Origin of the sequence: Selenomonas sp. WCT3 (genome assembly GCA_900100835.1) — a bacterium.
Taxonomy (GTDB): Bacteria; Bacillota; Negativicutes; order Selenomonadales; family Selenomonadaceae; genus Selenomonas_A; species Selenomonas_A ruminantium_E.
On the sequence record FNCM01000009.1, the window covers coordinates 69799 to 89489 of the forward strand.

Here is a 19691-nt window from a genome sequence, read left to right on the forward strand (position 1 = left end):
ACAGCGGCAATGAGGAGGGGATGGAATGAAAGGTTATCAGCTGGACTTACAGGAGTTGCCCTTGTTCCGGGATGTTTCGGTTGAAGAAGTGGAGCGTTTTATTGTGAGTACTGGCGCGTCGGTTAAGCGTTATGCCAAGAATACGCGGATTTTAAAGGCCTATGAGCCGAATGGGAATATCGGGGTGATTGTCGAGGGACAGGCACAGGTTATTGCCGAAGACCGCTTTGGCAATGAATCCATTGGCCATAACCTTGAACGGGGGGCGATGATGGGCAGTGCTTCGGCGATTTTGCCAGAGTTTCAGTCCAATAATAATACGTCAATTGAGACCCTTACTGATGTGATTGTGCTTTGGGTGTCGTATCGATCCTTGCTGGTGGCTGGCCCTAAGCTGGGGCGTACCCATGGCTTGGTTATGCGGAATCTGTTGGAGGCATTTTGCAGCAAGAATGTCATGATGATGGAAAAGATCCAGTTGTTATCGCAGAAGACGCTGCGCGAGCGGCTGATCGTTTATCTGCTGCAGCGGGAAGGGCGCTGCAGCAGTGAGCGGGTAAAGGTTCCCGGACGCGTACAACTCGCTAAGGAAATCGAGTGCAACCGCAGCGCGCTGACCCGGGAAATTGCAGCGATGAAGGACGAAGGGATCCTGTTGGTTGGCGAGGATTGGCTGCAGCTTAACAAAGAACGGATCGGGTGCTGAGCTATGGTGACGATACGATTTGAGGCAGTTACACAATGCTTTCATGGACGGACGATATTTGGCCCGCTTCAGGCAGAGCTTGCCAGCGGACGGGTGGTAGCCGTGACTGGTCAAAATGGCAGCGGGAAATCAACGCTGTTGAAATTGGCTGCTCATCTTTTGCTGCCGACGGCGGGCAGCGTAGTGGTCACGGCAGATGGCAGGGCGCTGAAGGGGGACAGCCTGCGCCGCCGCATGGCTATGGTGACACCGGAGCTCCGTTTCTATCCGCGCCTTACGGCCAGGGAAAATATGGATTTTTTGCTGGGGCTTAGGGGCATAACGCTGGATGAGATCGCGTATCGGGCTTTGCTCAACCGTGTGGAGTTGCGGGAACAAGAAATCGGTACGGCCTTTGCTGGTGAATTTTCGACTGGTATGCGCCAGCGGCTGAAGCTGGCAGTGCTATTGGCCTCGGGGGCTGATATATGGCTGCTGGATGAGCCAGGGGCCAATCTCGATATGGCTGGCCGGAAACTGATCGTCCGTGAAGCCCGCCAGGCGGCTGACGAGGGCCGACTGGTATGCTGGGCGACTAACGACGAACGGGAGGAGGCGGCAGCTGATGCAGCAATCCATTTGGCAGGGCATTAAACTCGTTTTCCGGAAAGAGCTGGTGGCTGGTTTGCGTTTTAAAGCCGCTTGGGCGGCGATGCTTATGTTTGCACTTACGACGCTGGCTTGTGTCAGTATGGCAATGCAGGGGGGAATGCTGGAGCCACGGCTGCTGGCAGCGCTTTTGTGGATTATCCTGTTTTTTGCCTCACTAGCCGGCGCTGACCGAGTCTTTGCCGATGAGGACACGGTTGGGACTCTGTTGGCGTTGCGTATCTATGGCCGGTCACAGGCAGTGCTTATGGGGAAGATGCTGTATACGTTTTTCCTTATGGTGGTGTTGGCCACCTTTATTACGCCATTGTTCGTGCTGCTCTTAGATGTGACGGTTACGGTGCCAGGCCTTTTGGTGGGAGTTTTGTTGTTGGGCTGTGGCGGCATTGCCGCTGCAGGTACATTGGTGGCAGCGTTGACGACGGGAGCGAATATCCACAGCAGCCTGTTTTCGATATTGATGTTGCCGGTTATTTTGCCGGTATTTTTGCCGGCTATTTCCCTTTCGGCGGCCTCTTTTGGCGGCGGAGAGGGGGCGATTTCATACCTTGCGGGGATGGGGCTTTACGACCTTATCCTGGTTGTGGGTGCTTCGCTTTTGTTTGATTATCTTTGGTATGAAGACTGAATGCCTTCTTGGAGTATGGGGGGATGAACTTGAAACAGGGAAATGTTTTGCTGGCAGCTATTGGTTCTTTGACCTTGGTGTTGTTATATTTGGTCTTTTGGGTGGTGCCGCCAGCCCAAGGGCTGGGAAATTATGTGCGCATTGCGTTTTTCCATATTCCTTTAGCCTGGGTGTCGGTGTTGGCATTCTTTATGAGTGCCGGCTGGGGTGCAGGCTATCTGCGGCGGCGGGAGCTGCGTTTTGATGCGCTAAGTGCCGCGTCGGCAAAATTGGGATTGATTTTTGTCGTATTGGCAACGGTCAGTGGAGCAATTTTTTCCAAGCTGACTTGGGGGGCTTACTGGAATTGGGACCCGCGGCAGACGACAATTTTTGTGCTGCTGTTGATCTATGGGGCGTATCTTACGTTGCGGGCGGCTATGCCAGAGCCAAATCGCCGGGCACGGGTGTCGGCGGTATATGCCCTGTTTTCTTTTTTGACGGTGCCCTTTTTAGTGTTTGTCATCCCGCGGTTGTTTTTTTCGCTGCATCCATCGCCAGTCATCAATGGCAGTGGTTCCCTTGCGATGGAGCCGGTGATGTTTATGACATTGATGGTTGGTCTTCTGGATGCAACGCTGGTTTATGTCTGGCTGGTGCAGAAAAGGATCAGCCGGGAGAATAGGGAGGCAGCAGCATGAACCGTAAAATATTGTTGGGGATTCTTATTCTGGCTTTTCTTGGCTATGCTGGCTACAGCTTTGTGGATTCCGTTACGCCCTATGTCGGTATTGCTGAGGCGCAGAAGACTGCAGGCAGTGTACAGGTCAAAGGTTTGCTGGCTGAGTCGGCAGCGGTGCCGCATATGGAAGGGGATTATTTCGTCTTTACGCTTCGTGATGAAGATACAGGGGAGACGATGCTTGTGCGTTATCATGGGCTGAAACCAGACCAATTTGATGAGGCGCATCATATTGTGGCGGTAGGTAAGTATAAGGAGGGCGCGTTTCAGGCAGATAAACTGCTCATAAAATGTCCATCGAAATACGAACAACAAGGGAAGAAGTAGGAGGGAGTTTCTGTTGATAGGGACGATATCTTTAGCAGTTACTTTGGCGTTGGCGTTAGGCGCGCTGCTCTGTTATGCCACCCGTAACGGGGGCATGGAACGCTGGGGACGAGTTTTTACGCTGTTGTCCTTGGTGGGGGCGGTTGGTGCCAGCAGCTATTTGATGTGGCTTATTTTCGGCAATCATTTTGAGATTGCTTATGTGGCCAGTTATTCCTCGGCGGAACTTCCGGCCATGTACAAATTCTCAGCATTTTGGGCTGGCCAGCAGGGGTCGTTTCTGCTGTGGCTGCTGATTCATGCGGGTGCAGGTGTTATCCTGAGTTTTCGCCAACGGCTCACGCCTGTAGGCATGGCGGTGTATATGCTGCTGCAGTCGATGCTGGCATTTCTGGTTATGGCGAAGAGTCCGTTTTTGCCCCAGGAAGTTGTGGTGGAAAATGGCATCGGGCTTAACCCGCTGTTGCAGGACCCATGGATGGCGATTCATCCGCCGATTATCTTTCTTGGCTATGCCTTGTTGGCTGTTCCCTTTGCCTATTGTGCGGCGGCGCTCATAGAGAATCAAAAGGCGAAGCAGTGGCTGGAGCAGGCGCGCCAGTGGGCATTAGTGGCTTGGGCGTTCCTCGGTGCGGGCATCTTTATCGGTGGGTATTGGGCCTATAAAGTGCTGGGCTGGGGCGGTTTCTGGGGCTGGGACCCTGTAGAGAATTCCTCGCTGGTTCCCTGGCTTGTGGCGGGCATCTTTGTCCATGTTCTGCGGGTGGCCAGAGTCCGTGAGGCGGTCCTTCCCATGGTACACCTGGCGGCGGTGTTTGCGTTTTCGCTGGTGCTCTACGGTACTTTTTTGACCCGCAGCGGCATCCTTGGTGACTTTTCGGTGCATTCCTTCAGTGGTACGAGCATTGGCCTGACGATTGCCGTGGTCAACGCCATTGTTCTCGTAAGCGGACTGCTGCTCCTTACGGTACGGGTGAATAAGCTGCCGAAGGGGGAAATGTATCCAGGTTATGACAGCCGTGAGTTTATCATCTTGTTGGGAACGCTGTTGATGGTCTTTATGGCTTCTATTATTTTCCTTGGCATGTCCATGCCGCTCTTGACTCAGCTAGTGGGTAAGCCTGCCGCTGTGGATACGGATTTCTATGTGCGTACGACAATGCCGCTGGCAATTGTCATGATGGTTTGTATCGCCTTGGCCTGCCTGCGCCGCTATGGGAAAAGCAACAAAGTCATGGCGGGCAGGATGCTCAGTATTTTCTTTGCCGCAGGTTTGGTGGTTTCCTGGCTGGTTGGCATCCGTCAGTTTTTTCCGGTCATCTTGGCTGGGGCGGCAGTTCTAGGGGCGGCGGCATCGGTGTTGAGTTGGCGGAAGAAAGCGTTGGGACTCGGCGGCATGGTGGCGCATTTTGGGCTGGGGATTTCGCTGCTGGCCATTGTGTTGGCGGGCAGTGGCAGCAAGACTGTTTCCCAGGAGCTGAGAGTCGATGAACCGGTGACACTATATGGTCATGAGATTGTTTTTAAGGGACAGCAGTTTGCTGACGATATGAGTGCTAAGTATTACCGCTATACGGTGGATGGCCGTGAAATACGCGCGCTGACAAAACTTCATGCCAACGGCGAAGATGCCGCCCGGGAACCGGCTATTGATAAGACGCTGGCGGGAGATATTTATATCGCGCCAACGCCGCCCAAGGACAGTGGCCGTCAGGAGCTCATCCTGAAATACGGCCGGATGGACATGGATGATCTCTACGCTTACCGTTATGAGGGGGCGGCCATTGAGGACCAGGGGGACGGCAGGATGCTCGTCAGGGCGGTCATTGCCGTGACGGATGGTGATACGATTGAGCGCGTTGAGCCGGTGATACAGGCGACGCGGGAGGGTGGCACCTCGAAACCGGTCGACGTATTTGGAGGGAACAAACGTCTGCGCTTGACCGGCATATCTGCTGACCAAAAACAGGCCCGGCTGGAAATCCTGCCATCGATGGAAACAGAGACACAACAGGCCATAACGGCCAGTGTCAGTACCAAACCATTTATCTGGCTATTGTGGCTCGGCAGTGTACTGATTTGTGTTGGTACGTTGGCGGCGGTTAGAAAATAGAAAATAGTTTTAGCAGTAGGGAAGGTCCGATGGCTTTTATTCGAGTCATCGGACCTTTTTTAGGAAATAATTTTTATAAGTTTTAAAAAGTCTGACAAATGGTTGCGTGAGCAACATCATATTAATTTGACTAATGATATAATTGTCGTAAGTGAGAGGAGGGGAGCGGAAGTGGAATTCAAACAGCTTATTCAAAAGCATACGTTAGCATGTTTGGCGGGAGGATTTGTCCTTGGTATTGCAGTTTGCGGGTTTGGGGCAGCGATGATGTCCTTTTCGGGCAGTCCCGAATTTTGCGGTACTTGTCATGCCATGAAAACGGAAGCTTGGACCTTTGCCGAGTCAACGCATAGCAAGCTTGAGTGTACAGATTGTCATTTGCCGCATGATAACATGGCTATCTACATGATGGAGAAGGGAAGAACCGGCATGGTAGATACCTATCATGAGGTGATGCGGGATTATCCGGCTCATATCAAGTTGTCGGCGGATGCCAAGAAGACGGTCAATGCGAATTGCTTGCGCTGTCACGAGAATACCATGAAGAATGTTCATGCGCAGATCGGTGTTGACCTCGACACTGGTGCTGACTGCCTGAAATGCCATAGCAGTATCGCTCATGGCGCGAACCATCTCGAAGGGGGGATAAAAGTTGAGTAAGCTACAGAAAATATTAGCGGGAATCGCAGCTGTCTGCCTTGTATTCTTTGGCTTTGTGGTGGTTCGCATTGGTGCGGCGCCCAATGATGACAGCGTAAAACTGGCTAAGATTCCTAAGGATCAGCAATTGACAAAGGATGGGTATAAGGATGCTTACCCGCTGGAGTACGAGTCTTTTATGAAGAACAATGAGATGCATCCATCGCCAACGGGGTATGGTGGTTCGGATAAGGTGGATCATCTGAAGGAGCAGCCGGAGGCGGTTCAGAACTTTAAGGGCTATAAGTTTGCCATTCAATATGATGATGACCGAGGGCATACTTATGCTGGAATCGATATCCTGGAGTCGAAACGCCGTCCGGGGCAAAAGGGATCGTGTATCGTCTGCAAGAGTTCCTATATGTATGATGTTTACTTCAAAGAGAGTGGCTGGGACTTTGCTACGAAGCCATTTGATGAAATTGCTGCGCCAATAAAAGACGATGAGTGGTTTGGCTGCTCAAGCTGCCATGATCCTGAGACGATGGAACTGCGCGTTTATCAGCAGGGCTTTGTCGAGGCTATGGCTCGCCGTGGCGTTGATATCAGCCAGGCATCCCATAATGAGATGCGTGCCTATGTTTGCGGCCAGTGCCATAACGAGTATTATTTCTCCAAGGAAGATGGCCGGGTAGTTGAGCCATGGGATAATGGCTTCGATGCCGAGCAGATCTATCAGTATTATCAGGATGGACATGCGGGCGGTTTCACGCAGGACTGGATTCATGCCGATTCCAAGACGCCGATGCTCAAGGCTCAGCATCCGGATTATGAGACTTGGCAGGATTCCATCCACGCGATGAATGGGGTTACTTGTGTCGACTGCCATATGCCGTATATGCGTAAAGATGGGCAGAAATACACGTCCCATTGGATGACGAATCCGCTGCTGACGGCACAGGAGTCTTGCCAGAAATGCCATCAGGAAAGTGCGGAAACGCTGACGAAGCGCGTCAAGACAATTGGGGATAATACCTTCAGACTGCAGCGGATTGCTGGACAGACCGTAGCAAAAGCTCATCAGACAATCAAAGCTGCTATGGATGCTGGGGCGACCGATGAACAGCTCGCTGCAGCACGTCAGACGTTGCGTGAAGCTCAGTGGTATTGGGATTTTGTAGCTGCCGAGAGCAGCATGGGATTCCACAATCCGGATAAACAGCTGCGCGTCCTGGGCCTTTCGATTGATAAGGCACATACTGCAATTGCTCAGGTAAATGCAGTGGTAAAGGGAAGTTTATAATATAGAGCAACAAGAGCTGTGAAGTATTCACCGTAATGCTTCACAGTTTTTGTTTTGGGAAAGGTTTCAGGGAAATATGATATAATATAAAAATAGGTAAGAGATTTCATCAGGAAGTGAGGGATAGATATGAAAAAAGGATGGTACGGATTGGGCGCCCTGTTTTTGGGGGCGGCCGGTATTGCGATGAGTGGACCCTTTGCTGTGCAGGAACAGACGGCGGACCAGGTCTTGCAAAAAAGCGTCAAGATTGTGCAGGCCGAAGCGGAAGCTGGCAAGAACATGATAAAGGTGCCAAGGGCAGAGGCTGCCAGCCAGCAGCCGGATATGGAGAAGGCTGTGCAGTGGGCGATGTCCATTGCCGATGACCCGCGTCATGGCTATTCCCAGGGGGCCGAAAATGCTACGGCAAGCTGCCCGTATACGGGATCGCGGGAGGGCCCGGACTATGATTGTTCGTCCCTGGTTTATCATGCGCTGGATCATGCGGGTTTTCCTATTATCGCTGCTTGGCAGAAGAATCCGGATTTTTACCGTTTGTATAATGGCAAACAGGAAACCGGCGATGCAGATACGATTTGGCCGGACATGCAGCGCATTGGTGGTTTTACCCGTTATTCATGGGCAGCGGTCAAAGATGATCTCAAACGAGGGGATATTCTCTGCAAGCCGGATGCTCATGTGGCCATTTATATCGGCAATGGCAAGACTGTTGAAGCCCGTGGCGTGAATAACCCGCGTGGCGGCAGCTGGCGCACTGGCGACCAAGGCGGGGAAATCGACTATTACAGCGCCTATGGACGCAATTGGACTGAAGTGTACCGGTATACGGGAAAATAAAGAAAGACAATGGGGATAGTATAGCTTGAGAGGAGTAACGGATGGAGAGTAAAGACGGACAGAGTATTGCAATAGCCAAGTTATACTATGAATCCGATATGAGCCAGCAGAAGATTGCCGAGACCATGCAGTTATCGCGGCCCACGGTTTCTCGCCTGTTGCGGTATGCCAAGGAACAGGGCTATGTGGAAATCAAGATTATCGATCCGACGGAAAGCATGACGGCGCTGGAGGACCGGCTGCAGGAAAAATATGGGCTGGACTGTGTCAAAATAGCGGCAGCTCCCATGGAGACAGAAAGTGAGCAAAAAAAGGCAATCGGTGCGCTGGCGGCCGAATATCTTAGTGATATCATAAAGGATGAGGATATTGTGGGGGTAGGCTGGGGAGAAGTCCTATACGAGATGGCAAAACGGCTGCCTCACAAGAATCTGCCTCATGCAAAAATCGTCGAACTCAAAGGTGGTATCAGCCTCAACAACAACCGCACTTATGCGCAGGAAATTCTGGATCTCTTTACCCAGGCTTATTCGGCTCAGGGGTATTATCTGCCACTGCCGGTGATGTTTGATACGGTTGAGGTGAAAAATATTGTATCCCAGGACAAGTTCATCCGGAATATCCTGCAATTAGGGTGCGATGCCAATATTGCCGTGTTTACCGTTGGTTCAGCCAGCAAGGAGTCGACTATCTTCCATCTTGGGTATTACATCAACGATGAAGAGTGTAAATTTATTCAGAAACACGCAGTGGGAGATGTATGTTCGCGCTTTTATAATGAGCAGGGGGAAATCTGCGCGCCCCATGTGGATGAGCGTACGGTGGGCATCGCTTTAGAGGATTTGAAGGCCAAGCCTCAGCGGATTATGCTGGCCGGTGGCAAACACCGTCTGCCAGCAATCCGGGCGGCGCTTAAGGGCGGTTTTGCTACGGCGTTTATCACGGACCAATATACGGCAAAATCTTTGGTTTGAAAAAAGTTTCAAAAGTGTATTTACAAAATTTCACAACAGGATTATAATAAGAATCGTAAAGAATGCACTACCGAGAAAGGGGACTTTTAAATGAACGCAAAGGAAATTATGTCTCGTGTTGACCACACGCTGCTGAAACAGACGGCTACTTGGGAGGATATCCAGGCTATCTGTGATGAGGCTGTTAAGTATCAGGCAGCTACGGTCATGATTCCGTCCTGCTTTATTCCGCGCATCAAGGCAAAATATGGTGATGCTCTGAAGATTGCAACGGTTGTAGGTTTCCCGAATGGTAACTGCAATACGGCTGCCAAGATTGCCGAGACGGCACAGGCTTTGGCTGACGGTGCGGTAGAAATCGATATGGTCATCAACATCGGCATGCTCAAAGCTGGTGAGACGGACTATGTTACGGAAGAGATTCGTGCCCTGAAACGCGTCTGCGGTGACCGCGTGCTCAAGGTCATCGTTGAGACTTGCTTCCTTACGGAAGAAGAGAAAATCGCTGCTTGCAAATGTGTCAATGAGAGCGGTGCTGACATCATCAAGACGTCCACGGGCTTCGGCACGGCTGGTGCAACGCTGGAAGATATCGCTCTCTTCAAGAAGCACATCAACGAAAATGTTGGCATGAAGGCTGCTGGCGGCATCCATACGCGTGAAGAGATGGAAGCTTATATCAATGCTGGCTGCTGCCGGTTGGGCGCAAGTGCTGCAGTTAAAGTTTTGAAAGACGAGCTGTAAGCAATAAAAAATTCCGTTGGACTCTTACGAGACCCAACGGAATTTTTTGCGTTTATCAGCGGATAAATTCGCCGCTTTTGCCACCGGTCTTTTTGTCGAGGTGGATATATTGGATTTCCATGCGTTTGTCGATAGCCTTGCACATATCGTAAATCGTTAGCAGCGCAACGCTGACGGAATGGAGTGCTTCCATTTCGACCCCGGTCTGGCCGGTTACCTTGACAGTAGCTTTGGCTTCAACGGCGCATTCCGTGGGCAGCATCGTAAAATCGACGCTGCATTTGGCAATGGGCAGCGGATGACAGAGGGGGATGACCGAGCTGGTGGATTTTGCGGCCATAATGCCGGCAACCCGGGCGACGCCGAGAACGTCTCCCTTTTTTGCTGTGCCTTGTTCGATGGCGTCGTAGACGGCCTGATTGACTTTTATGCGGCCGGTAGCAATGGCCGTGCGGCTCGTTTCCTGTTTGCCGCTGACATCGACCATGATGGCTTGCCCTTCCTCGTCAAAATGGGTAAGACCTGTGCGTGGGTCCATACAATATCGTCTCCTTTTTTTATCGCTAGCAATATTGTAACAGGATTTACCGCGAAACAAAAGCCTTCTCCGTATTCGGGAAGGCTTTTGTTTTAGCAGTTCATTCCGGAGCCTTTGCGGTCATAGAACCACCAGGTAATCAGGATGGTGCTGGCCGTGAAGGCGATGAGAAGGTAAAAGGCTGGGGTAACGCTTTGGAAATTGGCGTAGGACCAGCCAAAAATCTTTGGAATCAGGAAAGCACCGTAGGCGGCGATGGCGGCGGTGAATCCCGTGACCAGCGAGGAATGGAAGGGATTGTTGAAGATATAAGGAATCATGCGGAAGGAGGCCCCGTTGACAAAACCAGTGGTCAGGAACAATAGCAGGAAGGCTGCGAAGAACATGGCAAAATTATGGGCTTGGATTCCTGCGAGCACGGTCAGGCAGGCTGCCAGCATGACGAAGAGCGAGAGCATCGTGATGCGCGAGCCGCTGTTTATCTTGTCGGCCAGCCATCCGCCAAGCGGACGGACGCTGGCACCGATGAAGGGGCCGAGAAAGGCGGCCATGGAGAAGGAGACTTCCGGAAATTCTTTGGTGACGAGAAGTCCCAACGCCGCAGAAAAGCCGATGAAGGAACCAAAGCCGCAGGTATAAATCCAGCACATGAGCCAGGTGTGTTTGTTGCCGAAAATCGAAAGAATGGATTTGGGACTTTGCTTTGGCAGCGGCAGGTTGTCCATGAATAGCCAGATCAGTGCCAGGGTGATAATCGTGGGGATGGCCCAGAAATAGCAGACATTCTGCAGGAAAAGCGTCGTGCCAGCGGTGGTGGTAAGTCCAGGGCCAAAAAGGGAGGAAAGGTTCCAGCCTAAGAGAAGAGGAGCCGTCAGATAGATGAGGGAAACGCCGAGATTGCCGACGCCGGCATTGATGCCGAGGGCAAGGCCTTTATGTGCCTTGGGAAAGAAAAAGCCGATGTTGGCCATGGATGCCGAGAAGTTTGCGCCAGCGATGCCGATAAAGGATACGAGCAGGACAAAGGTATCGTAAGAGGTGGCAGTATCCTGCAGGGCGTTGCCCAGGCCAATAATGGGCAGCAGGAGCAGTGCCGTGGTGATAAAGGTGGAATTTTTGCCGCCGATGAGTCCGGGAAGGTACGTGTAGAAAAGTCTGCCCGTGGCCCCTACAAGTCCTGGCAGGGCTGCCAGTGTGAAAATCTGCTCGTCAGTAAAGTGGAAGCCGACACTGTTTAGTTTAGCCGCAATCGTTGCCCAAAGGGTCCAAACGACAAAGGATAAAGTCAGGGCCCAGGTGGAAGTATAGAGATTCTGATTGGCAATCTTTTTGCCAAAAGCATTCCAGAAGGCTTCGTTTTCTGGTTCCCAGTGGGCCAGAATTTCCTTGCGGCTTGGCTTGTCGCCGAGCAGCTGTAATACATTGTTTTCTGCCATAATAATACTCCTATCCGATTGAAAGAATAATGAATGCGTACAAACCGGTTTATGATTTACATCAAGTATAATTAAAAAACATCAAGCTGTAAGTAACAAATCTCACGAGGGTTGTGATAAATGTTACAGGTAAAAATGCTTTTTTTTAGTACACTGTTATTAACAATAGGAAATGAGGTAATGGTCATGGAATCTATGGAATCGTTAGTCCGCCAGCTTTATGAAATTCCCGGCAAGGTTGTCATGCTTCATGATGGAGAGTATCTGTTTCATGAAGGAAATCCGGCCAAATATTTCTACATTGTGCGGACTGGTCAGATTTTTATCACGAAATACGCATCGTCGGGACGGGTGCTCAGCCTGCGACTGGCAACGCGCAGCAGCATAATCGGGGAACTGCCGCTCTACGAGAGCAATCCCGTCTATATCTTCAATGCTGTGGCGCAGAGTGCGGCGGAGGTCTATGCCATTGAGTTTCCGGTATTGCAGGCGTATCTTGAGAAAAAGCCGCAGCTGGCGGTAAATCTGCTCAAACTCATCAGTGCGCATATGCGGAAACAGCATTCGAAATTCCGCGACCTTGTCCTGTACGGGAAAAAGGGGGCCTTGTATTCAACGCTGATTCGCCTGTCCAACAGCTATGGCAAGGAAGTGGATGGCGGCATTTTGATTTCCGTGCCACTCACGAATCAGGAATTGGCAAATTATTCGGGAACAGCCCGGGAGAGTCTTAATCGCATGCTCAGCGAACTGCGCAAGGCGGGAATTATTGAATATCGCGGTCATTTGATTTTCATCAAAGACTTGGATTACCTGAAAGAGGCTATCCAGTGTGAGAACTGCGGCCGGGAAGTTTGCAATATCGAATGAGCAGTTGAACAAAAATGATAAGCGAAGCGAAACTATGTTACAAGCTATAGGCAACGGTATTGATTGCAGCCAGACAATCGATTATCGTTAGCGTATAGCTTTTTTGTGTGCAGAAAACGCTTAACGGATTGAGCAGATGGAAAAATAGGGAATAAGGGGGAAGGAGAGTGAAAATGCAGAAAAATGAGAACAAAAAATGTGAAAATACTTCAAATTTCTTGCTTTATTTTTGCGTATTTTGAAGTAAATGCTTATTTTTTATGATATAATTAGAGAAGATTATCAACAGGTAAGGAGTGGGTAATGTGGATAAGTTGACCATTCGCCAGAAATTGATTTTTGTTTTTGGCGTGCTCATTGCAATCTTTTTTGCTAATGGGCTCTATACGGGGTATAGTCTGAACAGTATTAACAGCGGTGCACTGCGCATCGCGACCGAACATCTTTCCAGTGTGCTGGCTGGTGTGGAAAGCAGCCGTACGCTGGCGGATTATCGTCAGGGAGAGTATGCTGTCGTAACGGCAACAACGCTGCCGAACCGTATTCATGCGGCGCAGGAAACGCTAAAGAAAGCCGACCAGCTCGATATTGCTTTTGACACCATTGAGCCGGCGGTAGCTCCCGATGTCCGCGATGATTTCAACAACATGCGTGGCACTTGGGAAAAGTATAAGCAGAACACCAAAGAAATCATCAAGTTGTCCAAAGATGGCAAGAAGGATGAGGCAATCAAACTGCTTGACCAGTCAAATGGGCAGTATGCCGATATGACGAATAAGCTCAACCGCGTTGTCGACAGCAGCAAGGATTTCATCCACAAGGAAAGTGCTGAGGCATCCAAGAAATACGAGCAGACGAAATGGACGCTGATTGTCTGCATTTTGTTCGTGGTATTGCTTTCTGGTTTTATGGCGTTCTACCTGAGTTCTTCCATTATGAAGTCCATCCAGTACCTCATGGCGGTTTCGAAGGAAGTGGCAGCCGGCAACCTTACGGTTGAGGCAGTGGCCAAAACGCAGGATGAATTCGGCCAGCTTACAGCGGCTTATGGTGACACCATTAAGAATTTGCGGGCGCTGATTAAGAATATCCAGCAGACGTCGGATGAAGTATCGACGTTTGCTACCCATCTGACGGAAAATGCTAGCCAATCGGCACAGGCGACCCAGCAGGTGGCGGTGTCGATTACGAATGTAGCGGGAAATACCAGCGTTCAGGGCGAATCCGTCAGCAAGTCGCTGGCTGATATTCAGGAAATGTCGGACAGCCTTCATGGGTTCCAGGATAAGGCATCTTCGTCAGCTGATGCGGCCCGCAATGTGGAAGGCATTGCTGCCGAGGGCAAGAATGCGATTGCCGGTGCTGTGGATCAGATGGCCGAAATTGCTGACTCGGTAACCGATTCGGCGGAGGTTATCAAGAAGCTGGCAGAGCGCTCGGAGGAAATTGGCCAGATTTCGGTTACGATTTCGGGCATTGCCGAGCAGACCAATCTGCTCTCGCTCAATGCGGCTATTGAGGCAGCCCGCGCGGGCGATGCCGGCCGCGGTTTCGCTGTTGTTGCCGATGAGGTTCGCAAGTTGGCCGAGGAATCCAATACGGCAGCGCAGAAGATTTCGGAACTCATCACGACAATCCAGAAGGACACGGAGCAGGCAGTTATGCGCATGCAGAAGGGCACGGAAGATGTCAAGAGCGGCCGCGAAGTCGTTGCGAAGGCCGGCAGTGCGTTTGAGTCGATTTCAACCGCCGTGTCCAATCTGACCAAACATGCAGATGATATTCTCATGGAGGCACGCAAATCCACGGCTAAGGCCGAAGAACTGGTCGGTGTGATGGAAGGCATCAATAAATCCGGTCACGATGTAGCGTCGGAGACGCAGTCGGTATCGGCGGCAACCGAGGAACAGTCAGCGGCCATGGACGAAGTGGCCAATGCCAGCCGCAACCTGGCCAGCTTGGCCGAAGAGCTTTCCGAGTCAGCGGCGAAGTTCAAGATTTAAGGAGACCTTGCAATGAAGAAAATTATCACGATACTCTGCCTGGCGCTCTTGGTCATCAGCACATTGGTGCTCGGAGGTTGTGGCAGCAGCGATACCAATAACAAAAAAGTAGCCGTAGCCTTTGCCAACTCGTCAAGCAGCTGGCAGAAGAACGGCCAGACCATTAAAGAAATGCTCGAAAAAGAAGGCTATACGGTGGACTTGCAGTTTGCCGATACGCCGGAGCAGCAGATTGACCAGATCAAAAAACAGCTGGCTGACAGTCCGAAATGTCTGGTCATTGGCGCCGTTGACAGTACCGCGCTTAAAGATGTGCTCACCGAAGCCAAGGAAAAGAAGGTTGCCGTCATTGCGTTTGACCGCTTGATTATGAATTCCGATGCGGTATCCTATTATGCGTCGTTTGATAATCTGGCCGTGGGGCAGGCCATGGGCGAATACATCGAGGCAAAACTTCAGCTGAAGACAGGAGCAGGCCCGTTCAATATGGAAATCTTCGCTGGAGACCCGGCGGATAACAATGCGCATGTGTTCTACGATGGCGCGATGGAAGTGCTGAAACCTTATATTGATAAAGGCCAGCTCGTCATCCCCTCGAAGGAAACGAGTTTTGACCAGGTCGCAATCAAAGGCTGGAAGCCCGAAGGGGCAACAGAGCGCATGACAAAGCTTCTGCAGGGGCCGGACGCTGGCGTTAAACTTGACGTCGTGCTTTCTCCGAACGATGGCCTGGCGGGCGGCATCCGCGATGCACTCGCCAAGGGGGGCTATAGCGAGATGCCACTGCTGACCGGTCAGGATGCGGAGAGTCAGGCACTCGATGCCATCCGAAGCGGCAAGCAGACCATTACGATTTATAAATCACCGGAACTTTTGGTGGCCAAGACCGTCCGCATGATTAAAGCCGTGGTCGAAGGCACCCAGCCGGATATCAACGATGTCAAATCGTATAACAATGGGGTAATCGTTGTCCCGGCGTACCTCTGCACGCCGATGATTATCGATAAGGATAACCTCAGTGAAGTGAAATAATAATATGGCAGAGCTTGTGCATCTTTTTTGATGGGCAGGCTCTGCTTTTTATTTCCCCGAAAAAAGAGAAGGAATTAAGCGCGGGGCGGCGAAGTAAAAAATAAATAATTGATAATGTTGGTTGATAAGGAGGTAGGTATTATGGTTAAACGATTGTTTTCGGCGGTTTTGCTGGTGGCGGCGCTGATTTTGGTGGCGGCACCGTCGGCTCCGGCAGAGGCCAGTGACTATTACATGGGAACGTATACCGATGGAACGGATGCGTATCTTATCACGCAGTCGGTCAGTATTTCGAGCCGCAGTCCGTACACATTTCGCTGTACGGTGAAAAATGCGGGCAATTACCTCTATTATTCGTTCTATCCGTCAAATGGCAGTCCGTATTACCGCAATTCGGAAGGCTACCATGGCTATGTGTTTGGCGGAGCTTCGCCGATTGCGGCCAATATTTACCGCTTTGTTGTCAATAATTATTGAGGTGGAGGTTTGTTAATGCGGCGTTTTACGGTTATCGGTTGTTTGGTGGTTTGGCTGCTGGCAATGTTTTTGCCAGCTGGATATGGTAAAGCGGCGGCCGCAGCTTCGCCGAAGGTCAGCAATGATTCGCTGGCGCAGGTGGTGACGGCGCTTTCTAATTCAGACAGCACGCAATATGCCTTGTTTGTGGCGTATCCAGGCGAAAATCGTGAGGAGTACAGTTATCAGTCAAAACAGATGCGTTCGGCCAGTATGATTAAAGTGTTTATTTTAGGTACGGCGATGGAAAAGGTTAGGGATGGCCAGCTGTCGCTTTACCAAAATTTGGTTTTGCACAGTTATGACAAGGTCGGCGGAGCTGGTGTATTGGCTGGTTATGCTAGCGGGACGGAACTCACGTTGGACACCGTCATGCGGCTGATGATTACCGAAAGTGATAATACGGCAACGAATATGATGATTGACCTCTTGGGCATGGAGGAAATCAATGCTTACATAACGCGCAATGGCTATGGAGATACGATTCTTCAGCGGAAGATGATGGATAGCCAGGCCGTAGCCGAAGGCCGTGAAAACTATACTTCGGTCAATGATTTAGGCCATTTTTTCCTGAAACTTTACCATAGGAATTGTGTAAGCCCGGAACTGGACGATGTGATGCTTGGCTATCTGGAGGCCCAGACCGATACGGAATGCTTTCCGGCAGCACTTCCCGGCGTTATGATTTGCCATAAGACCGGAGAGCTCTATGGGCTTTATGACGATGGTGGCATCGTTTATCAGCCTGGCAGGCATTTCATTATCGTAGGGATGACCGAAAATTATTCCAGCCGTGGACGGGCGATTTCCATCCTGCGGCAAATGGCAAAAGCCGCTGCAAATAATTGAGAAAGAAAAAAGTGGATTGACTTGTCAAAATGTAATTGACGAGTCAATCCACTTTTTATTTGCCAATCATCATGTTGATGATTTCTTTGTCGGTTTCTTTCATGCCGATGCGGCCGAGACGGCTGATATTGCGGATGGTGTTTTCGACGCCTTTTAGTACAAGCCCGTCGCCACCGTAGAACTGCTGGCCGTTGCGGTACATCTCAAAGCCTAGGATGCCGGCGTCAACAGCTGCTGATATCTTGGCGGCACAGGAAGCCTTGGCTCCGTCGCAGACAATGCCGGAGGTGATGGCCAGGGCATTGACGATGGTGTGGATGACGGCTTTGTAGTCGCCGCCGCAGAGCCAGGCAATGCCGGCACCGGCGCCAGCTCCAGCGCTGACGGCACCGCAGTAGGCGGAGAGCCGGCCGATGCCTTCTTTTTCGTGCAGGGTAACCAGGTTGGAAAGAAGCAGGGCCCGCAGCAGTTTTTCTTCATCGGCGCCGACTTCTTTGGCGTATTCGATGACTGGCAGCGAGACGGTCATGCCCTGATTGCCGCTGCCGGAGTTGATAATGACCGGCAGTTCGCAGCCATTCATGCGGGCGTCACTGCCAGCGGCCGCTTTGGCCCGAGCGCGGATATGGATGTCATTTCCGTAGGCTTTGAGCAGAGTAGAACCGATGTTAGCGCCGTAATTGTTTTTGAGGCCTTCTTCGGCAATGGCCGTATTGTATTGGATTTGGCGCTGGAGGATATCCCGGACATCGTCCAGGTCGCAGGTCATGGCAAAGTCGTAGATATCCTCGATGGTCATGCTTTCGTAGTCCGGTTTGTCTGTTTCAGGGGTATCGACGATTTCTTTTTGGAAGAGAATCTTTCCATTGCGGGTGATTTCCACGATGTTGGTGTGTTCGTTGACGATATGGACGCAGGCGGTATTGCTGCCTTTGCTGGCGGTTACGAGGATGTCGAGGACGTGGTTGGATTCGGCCGACAGGACGGTGATGGTGGTATTTTCCATGTAGTCGGCAAGTTTTGCCTTGTCTTCGTCTTTGGCATGGGCGATGACTTCTAGTTCTGCCCTTTCATCGCCAGCGACGACGCCAATGGCGGCGGCAGCTTCAATGCCCTTGCGGCCGTCGGTGTTCGGTACGATGACGCTTTTTACGTTTTTGATGATGTTGCCGCTGGCGGCGATTTCCAATTTGTCCGGCAGTTCCCCTAAGGCAGCCCGGGCCTTAGCGGCACAGTACGCGATGGCGATAGGTTCGGTGCAGCCCATGGCTGGTACGAGTTCCCGCCGGAGAATTTCTACATAGTCCTGATAGATTTTCGACGTTTTTTTCACGGGGATTCTCCATTCTTTTCCGATTTACATAGCGAATAGTTTTATTATAACGTTTTGGATTGTTTTTGCCAAAGAGGAAATTGCATTTTAGGGGCAAAAAAAGCCTTCCCACAGGTGGGAAGGCTTCGTTGCCGACTTATTCAATGCCGTGTTTGCGGCATTCGTTGAAAAAGAAAATTGCGTTGGTGTCTTTTGGATTTTCATTCCAGAAGTGAATGAGCTTTTGGGCCATATCGTATTTATCCAGTAAAAAGGACAGCAGATTATCGGCTGTTACCGGTCCGCCTACAGACATAAATACATCGATATTATGACCGAGGGCATCCAACATTTCCTCGGTGCATTCTTTGTTGGCCAAGGCTTGGGCAAAGCGGATGCCCTGCTCAAGGTCATCGGCATAGCCGCGCTGTAAAAGCCAGACGGCTATTTGCTTTTCCATAGGGATCCCTCCTTCAGCATTTTAGGTATTTTATTATTTCGTGATGGAAGAAAAAAATCCTTCTTCTAAATCACAACCTTTTTATGGATTTTTCGCTTGCGGTCATAAAGCTGCTGGTCGGCGGCGTGGAGGGCTGCCGCGGCAGTATCATAGGAATGAACGTCAGCTAATCCGTAGCTGATGGAGACGCGGAAACAGGTCGATTCGTTGCAAAGCAGGCTGCTATGTGTCTGGTGGTCGATGTCGTCTTTGATTGCTTGCAGCAAATGCTCACAGCGGTCGCGGTCGGTATGGTGAAACAGTATCATGAACTCATCGCCGCCGAAGCGGGCTGTGATGCCATCCTTAGGGGATAGGCCGCGTTGTAGTGCTTGGGCAACACTTAGCAGGATTTTGTCTCCCATATCGTGGCCATAGGTATCGTTGACTTGCTTGAAATTGTCGATATCCCAGATGGCAAGGTAAAGCGGGGAATCCGGCTGGGACTGTGCATGACGCTGTTCCAAGGCTTGTGTCAATTCCTTTTGCAGGTAATTTTTGTTGAATAAGCCCGTAAATGGGTCCCGTGATGAGACTCGTTCGAGTTCATGGATTAGATTCATGACAAAATTTCCTTCGTTGGGATTGTTTTGGGTGAACTGGTTGGTAACATCCATCACGAGTTCCAGCGCGTATTTTTTTCCTTGCAGCCAGATGGGCCGGGCGATGACAAAGTAGTATCGGTTCTTGGCGTATTCAAATTTGACGTGCTGGCGTTCCTCGTCATATGCCTGCCGCGATACGCAATTGCTGCAGCGATGTGTCTTTCCCCAGACAGAAAAACACGTTTCGTCCGTGACCGTGCAGGAACCGTCGTGCTGGTATTTGCAGACGTAATGGCCGTCCTGCTCGACCAGGCGGATAACGTCAAACATCTGCTGGAAGATGCCCTCTTTCATTAGATAATTTGCGAGTTCCTTATCCAGTGACATAGTAGTTCCTCCTAAAATGCATACAAAATCAATTCATGGGGATGTGCTCTATCGTAGTGTA

21 protein-coding genes are annotated in these 19691 nt (G+C 50.9%); 16 read left to right on the forward strand and 5 right to left on the reverse strand.

The annotated features are described in order from the left end of the window. Nucleotides 1–25: 25 nt before the first annotated feature. From BLQ36_RS09160 to deoC, 11 genes are all read left to right on the forward strand, one after another. Entirely contained in the window at nucleotides 26–706 is a 681-nt protein-coding gene (locus BLQ36_RS09160; RefSeq protein WP_074515303.1) for a Crp/Fnr family transcriptional regulator, read from the forward strand. A gap of 3 nt (nucleotides 707–709) precedes the next feature. Beyond that, on the forward strand, nucleotides 710–1339 hold the full coding sequence (locus BLQ36_RS09165; RefSeq protein WP_074515304.1) for an ABC transporter ATP-binding protein: 630 nt from the start codon (nucleotides 710–712) through the stop codon (nucleotides 1337–1339). Continuing rightward, complete coding sequence (locus BLQ36_RS09170) at nucleotides 1311–1982, forward strand: heme exporter protein CcmB (protein ID WP_074515305.1); 672 nt, start codon at nucleotides 1311–1313, stop codon at nucleotides 1980–1982. The genes BLQ36_RS09165 and BLQ36_RS09170 overlap by 29 nt, the downstream gene beginning before the upstream one ends. Nucleotides 1983–2005: 23 nt before the next feature. After that, complete coding sequence (locus tag BLQ36_RS09175) at nucleotides 2006–2662, forward strand: cytochrome c biogenesis protein (RefSeq protein ID WP_074515306.1); 657 nt, start codon at nucleotides 2006–2008, stop codon at nucleotides 2660–2662. After that, nucleotides 2659–3030 carry a cytochrome c maturation protein CcmE gene (locus tag BLQ36_RS09180; protein WP_074515307.1) on the forward strand — a complete coding sequence of 124 codons (372 nt, stop codon included), beginning with the start codon at nucleotides 2659–2661 and terminating at the stop codon, nucleotides 3028–3030. Before BLQ36_RS09175 ends, BLQ36_RS09180 begins: the two co-directional genes overlap by 4 nt. A 13-nt stretch (nucleotides 3031–3043) precedes the next feature. Then, nucleotides 3044–5143 (forward strand): cytochrome c biogenesis protein CcsA, encoded by a 2100-nt coding sequence (ccsA, locus tag BLQ36_RS09185; RefSeq protein ID WP_074515308.1) that lies wholly within the window; start codon nucleotides 3044–3046, stop codon nucleotides 5141–5143. A gap of 171 nt (nucleotides 5144–5314) precedes the next feature. Further along, nucleotides 5315–5803, forward strand: coding sequence for a cytochrome c3 family protein (locus BLQ36_RS09190; protein ID WP_074515309.1), 489 nt, complete (start codon nucleotides 5315–5317; stop codon nucleotides 5801–5803). Then, nucleotides 5796–7085 (forward strand): ammonia-forming cytochrome c nitrite reductase subunit c552, encoded by a 1290-nt coding sequence (locus tag BLQ36_RS09195; protein ID WP_074515310.1) that lies wholly within the window; start codon nucleotides 5796–5798, stop codon nucleotides 7083–7085. Before BLQ36_RS09190 ends, BLQ36_RS09195 begins: the two co-directional genes overlap by 8 nt. A gap of 129 nt (nucleotides 7086–7214) precedes the next feature. After that, nucleotides 7215–7925 (forward strand): NlpC/P60 family protein, encoded by a 711-nt coding sequence (locus BLQ36_RS09200; protein WP_074515311.1) that lies wholly within the window; start codon nucleotides 7215–7217, stop codon nucleotides 7923–7925. Nucleotides 7926–7966: 41 nt separating this feature from the next. Further along, the gene (locus BLQ36_RS09205) at nucleotides 7967–8899 is read left to right on the forward strand and encodes a sugar-binding transcriptional regulator (protein ID WP_074515312.1); all 933 of its coding nucleotides are present in this window, start codon (nucleotides 7967–7969) and stop codon (nucleotides 8897–8899) included. 90 nt (nucleotides 8900–8989) lie between these two features. Further along, nucleotides 8990–9643, forward strand: coding sequence for a deoxyribose-phosphate aldolase (gene deoC, locus BLQ36_RS09210; RefSeq protein WP_074515313.1), 654 nt, complete (start codon nucleotides 8990–8992; stop codon nucleotides 9641–9643). 55 nt (nucleotides 9644–9698) lie between these two features. Here the strand turns inward: deoC and moaC are convergent, their stop codons facing one another. Both moaC and BLQ36_RS09220 read right to left on the reverse strand, forming a co-directional pair. Next, complete coding sequence (gene moaC / locus BLQ36_RS09215) at nucleotides 9699–10181, reverse strand: cyclic pyranopterin monophosphate synthase MoaC (protein WP_033170209.1); 483 nt, start codon at nucleotides 10179–10181, stop codon at nucleotides 9699–9701. 92 nt (nucleotides 10182–10273) lie between these two features. After that, nucleotides 10274–11617: an MFS transporter gene (locus BLQ36_RS09220; RefSeq protein ID WP_074515314.1), complete on the reverse strand. Its 1344-nt coding sequence runs from the start codon at nucleotides 11615–11617 to the stop codon at nucleotides 10274–10276. Nucleotides 11618–11812: 195 nt separating this feature from the next. Here BLQ36_RS09220 and BLQ36_RS09225 point away from each other — a divergent pair, with 195 nt between their 5' ends. The 5 genes from BLQ36_RS09225 (at nucleotide 11813) to BLQ36_RS09245 (ending at nucleotide 16887) form a co-directional block, all read left to right on the forward strand. After that, nucleotides 11813–12487, forward strand: a complete 675-nt coding sequence (locus BLQ36_RS09225; RefSeq protein ID WP_081342301.1) for a Crp/Fnr family transcriptional regulator — start codon at nucleotides 11813–11815, stop codon at nucleotides 12485–12487. A 305-nt stretch (nucleotides 12488–12792) separates the two neighbouring features. Next, a complete protein-coding gene (locus BLQ36_RS09230; RefSeq protein ID WP_074515316.1) occupies nucleotides 12793–14490 on the forward strand; it encodes a methyl-accepting chemotaxis protein in 1698 nt (565 codons plus the stop codon). Between the two features lie 12 nt (nucleotides 14491–14502). Further along, nucleotides 14503–15522, forward strand: coding sequence for a sugar-binding protein (locus BLQ36_RS09235; RefSeq protein WP_074515317.1), 1020 nt, complete (start codon nucleotides 14503–14505; stop codon nucleotides 15520–15522). A 141-nt stretch (nucleotides 15523–15663) separates the two neighbouring features. Further along, nucleotides 15664–15999: a hypothetical protein gene (locus BLQ36_RS09240; RefSeq protein ID WP_074515318.1), complete on the forward strand. Its 336-nt coding sequence runs from the start codon at nucleotides 15664–15666 to the stop codon at nucleotides 15997–15999. 15 nt (nucleotides 16000–16014) lie between these two features. Further along, entirely contained in the window at nucleotides 16015–16887 is an 873-nt protein-coding gene (locus BLQ36_RS09245) for a serine hydrolase (protein ID WP_081342299.1), read from the forward strand. A 55-nt stretch (nucleotides 16888–16942) separates the two neighbouring features. Here the strand turns inward: BLQ36_RS09245 and BLQ36_RS09250 are convergent, their stop codons facing one another. The 3 genes from BLQ36_RS09250 to BLQ36_RS09260 form a co-directional block, all read right to left on the reverse strand. Continuing rightward, the gene (locus BLQ36_RS09250) at nucleotides 16943–18220 is read right to left on the reverse strand and encodes a serine dehydratase subunit alpha family protein (RefSeq protein ID WP_074515319.1); all 1278 of its coding nucleotides are present in this window, start codon (nucleotides 18218–18220) and stop codon (nucleotides 16943–16945) included. Nucleotides 18221–18356: 136 nt separating this feature from the next. Beyond that, nucleotides 18357–18659 carry a hypothetical protein gene (locus BLQ36_RS09255; protein ID WP_074515320.1) on the reverse strand — a complete coding sequence of 101 codons (303 nt, stop codon included), beginning with the start codon at nucleotides 18657–18659 and terminating at the stop codon, nucleotides 18357–18359. Nucleotides 18660–18724: 65 nt separating this feature from the next. Beyond that, nucleotides 18725–19630, reverse strand: coding sequence for a GGDEF domain-containing protein (locus BLQ36_RS09260; RefSeq protein ID WP_074515321.1), 906 nt, complete (start codon nucleotides 19628–19630; stop codon nucleotides 18725–18727). Between the last annotated feature and the right edge of the window lie 61 nt (nucleotides 19631–19691).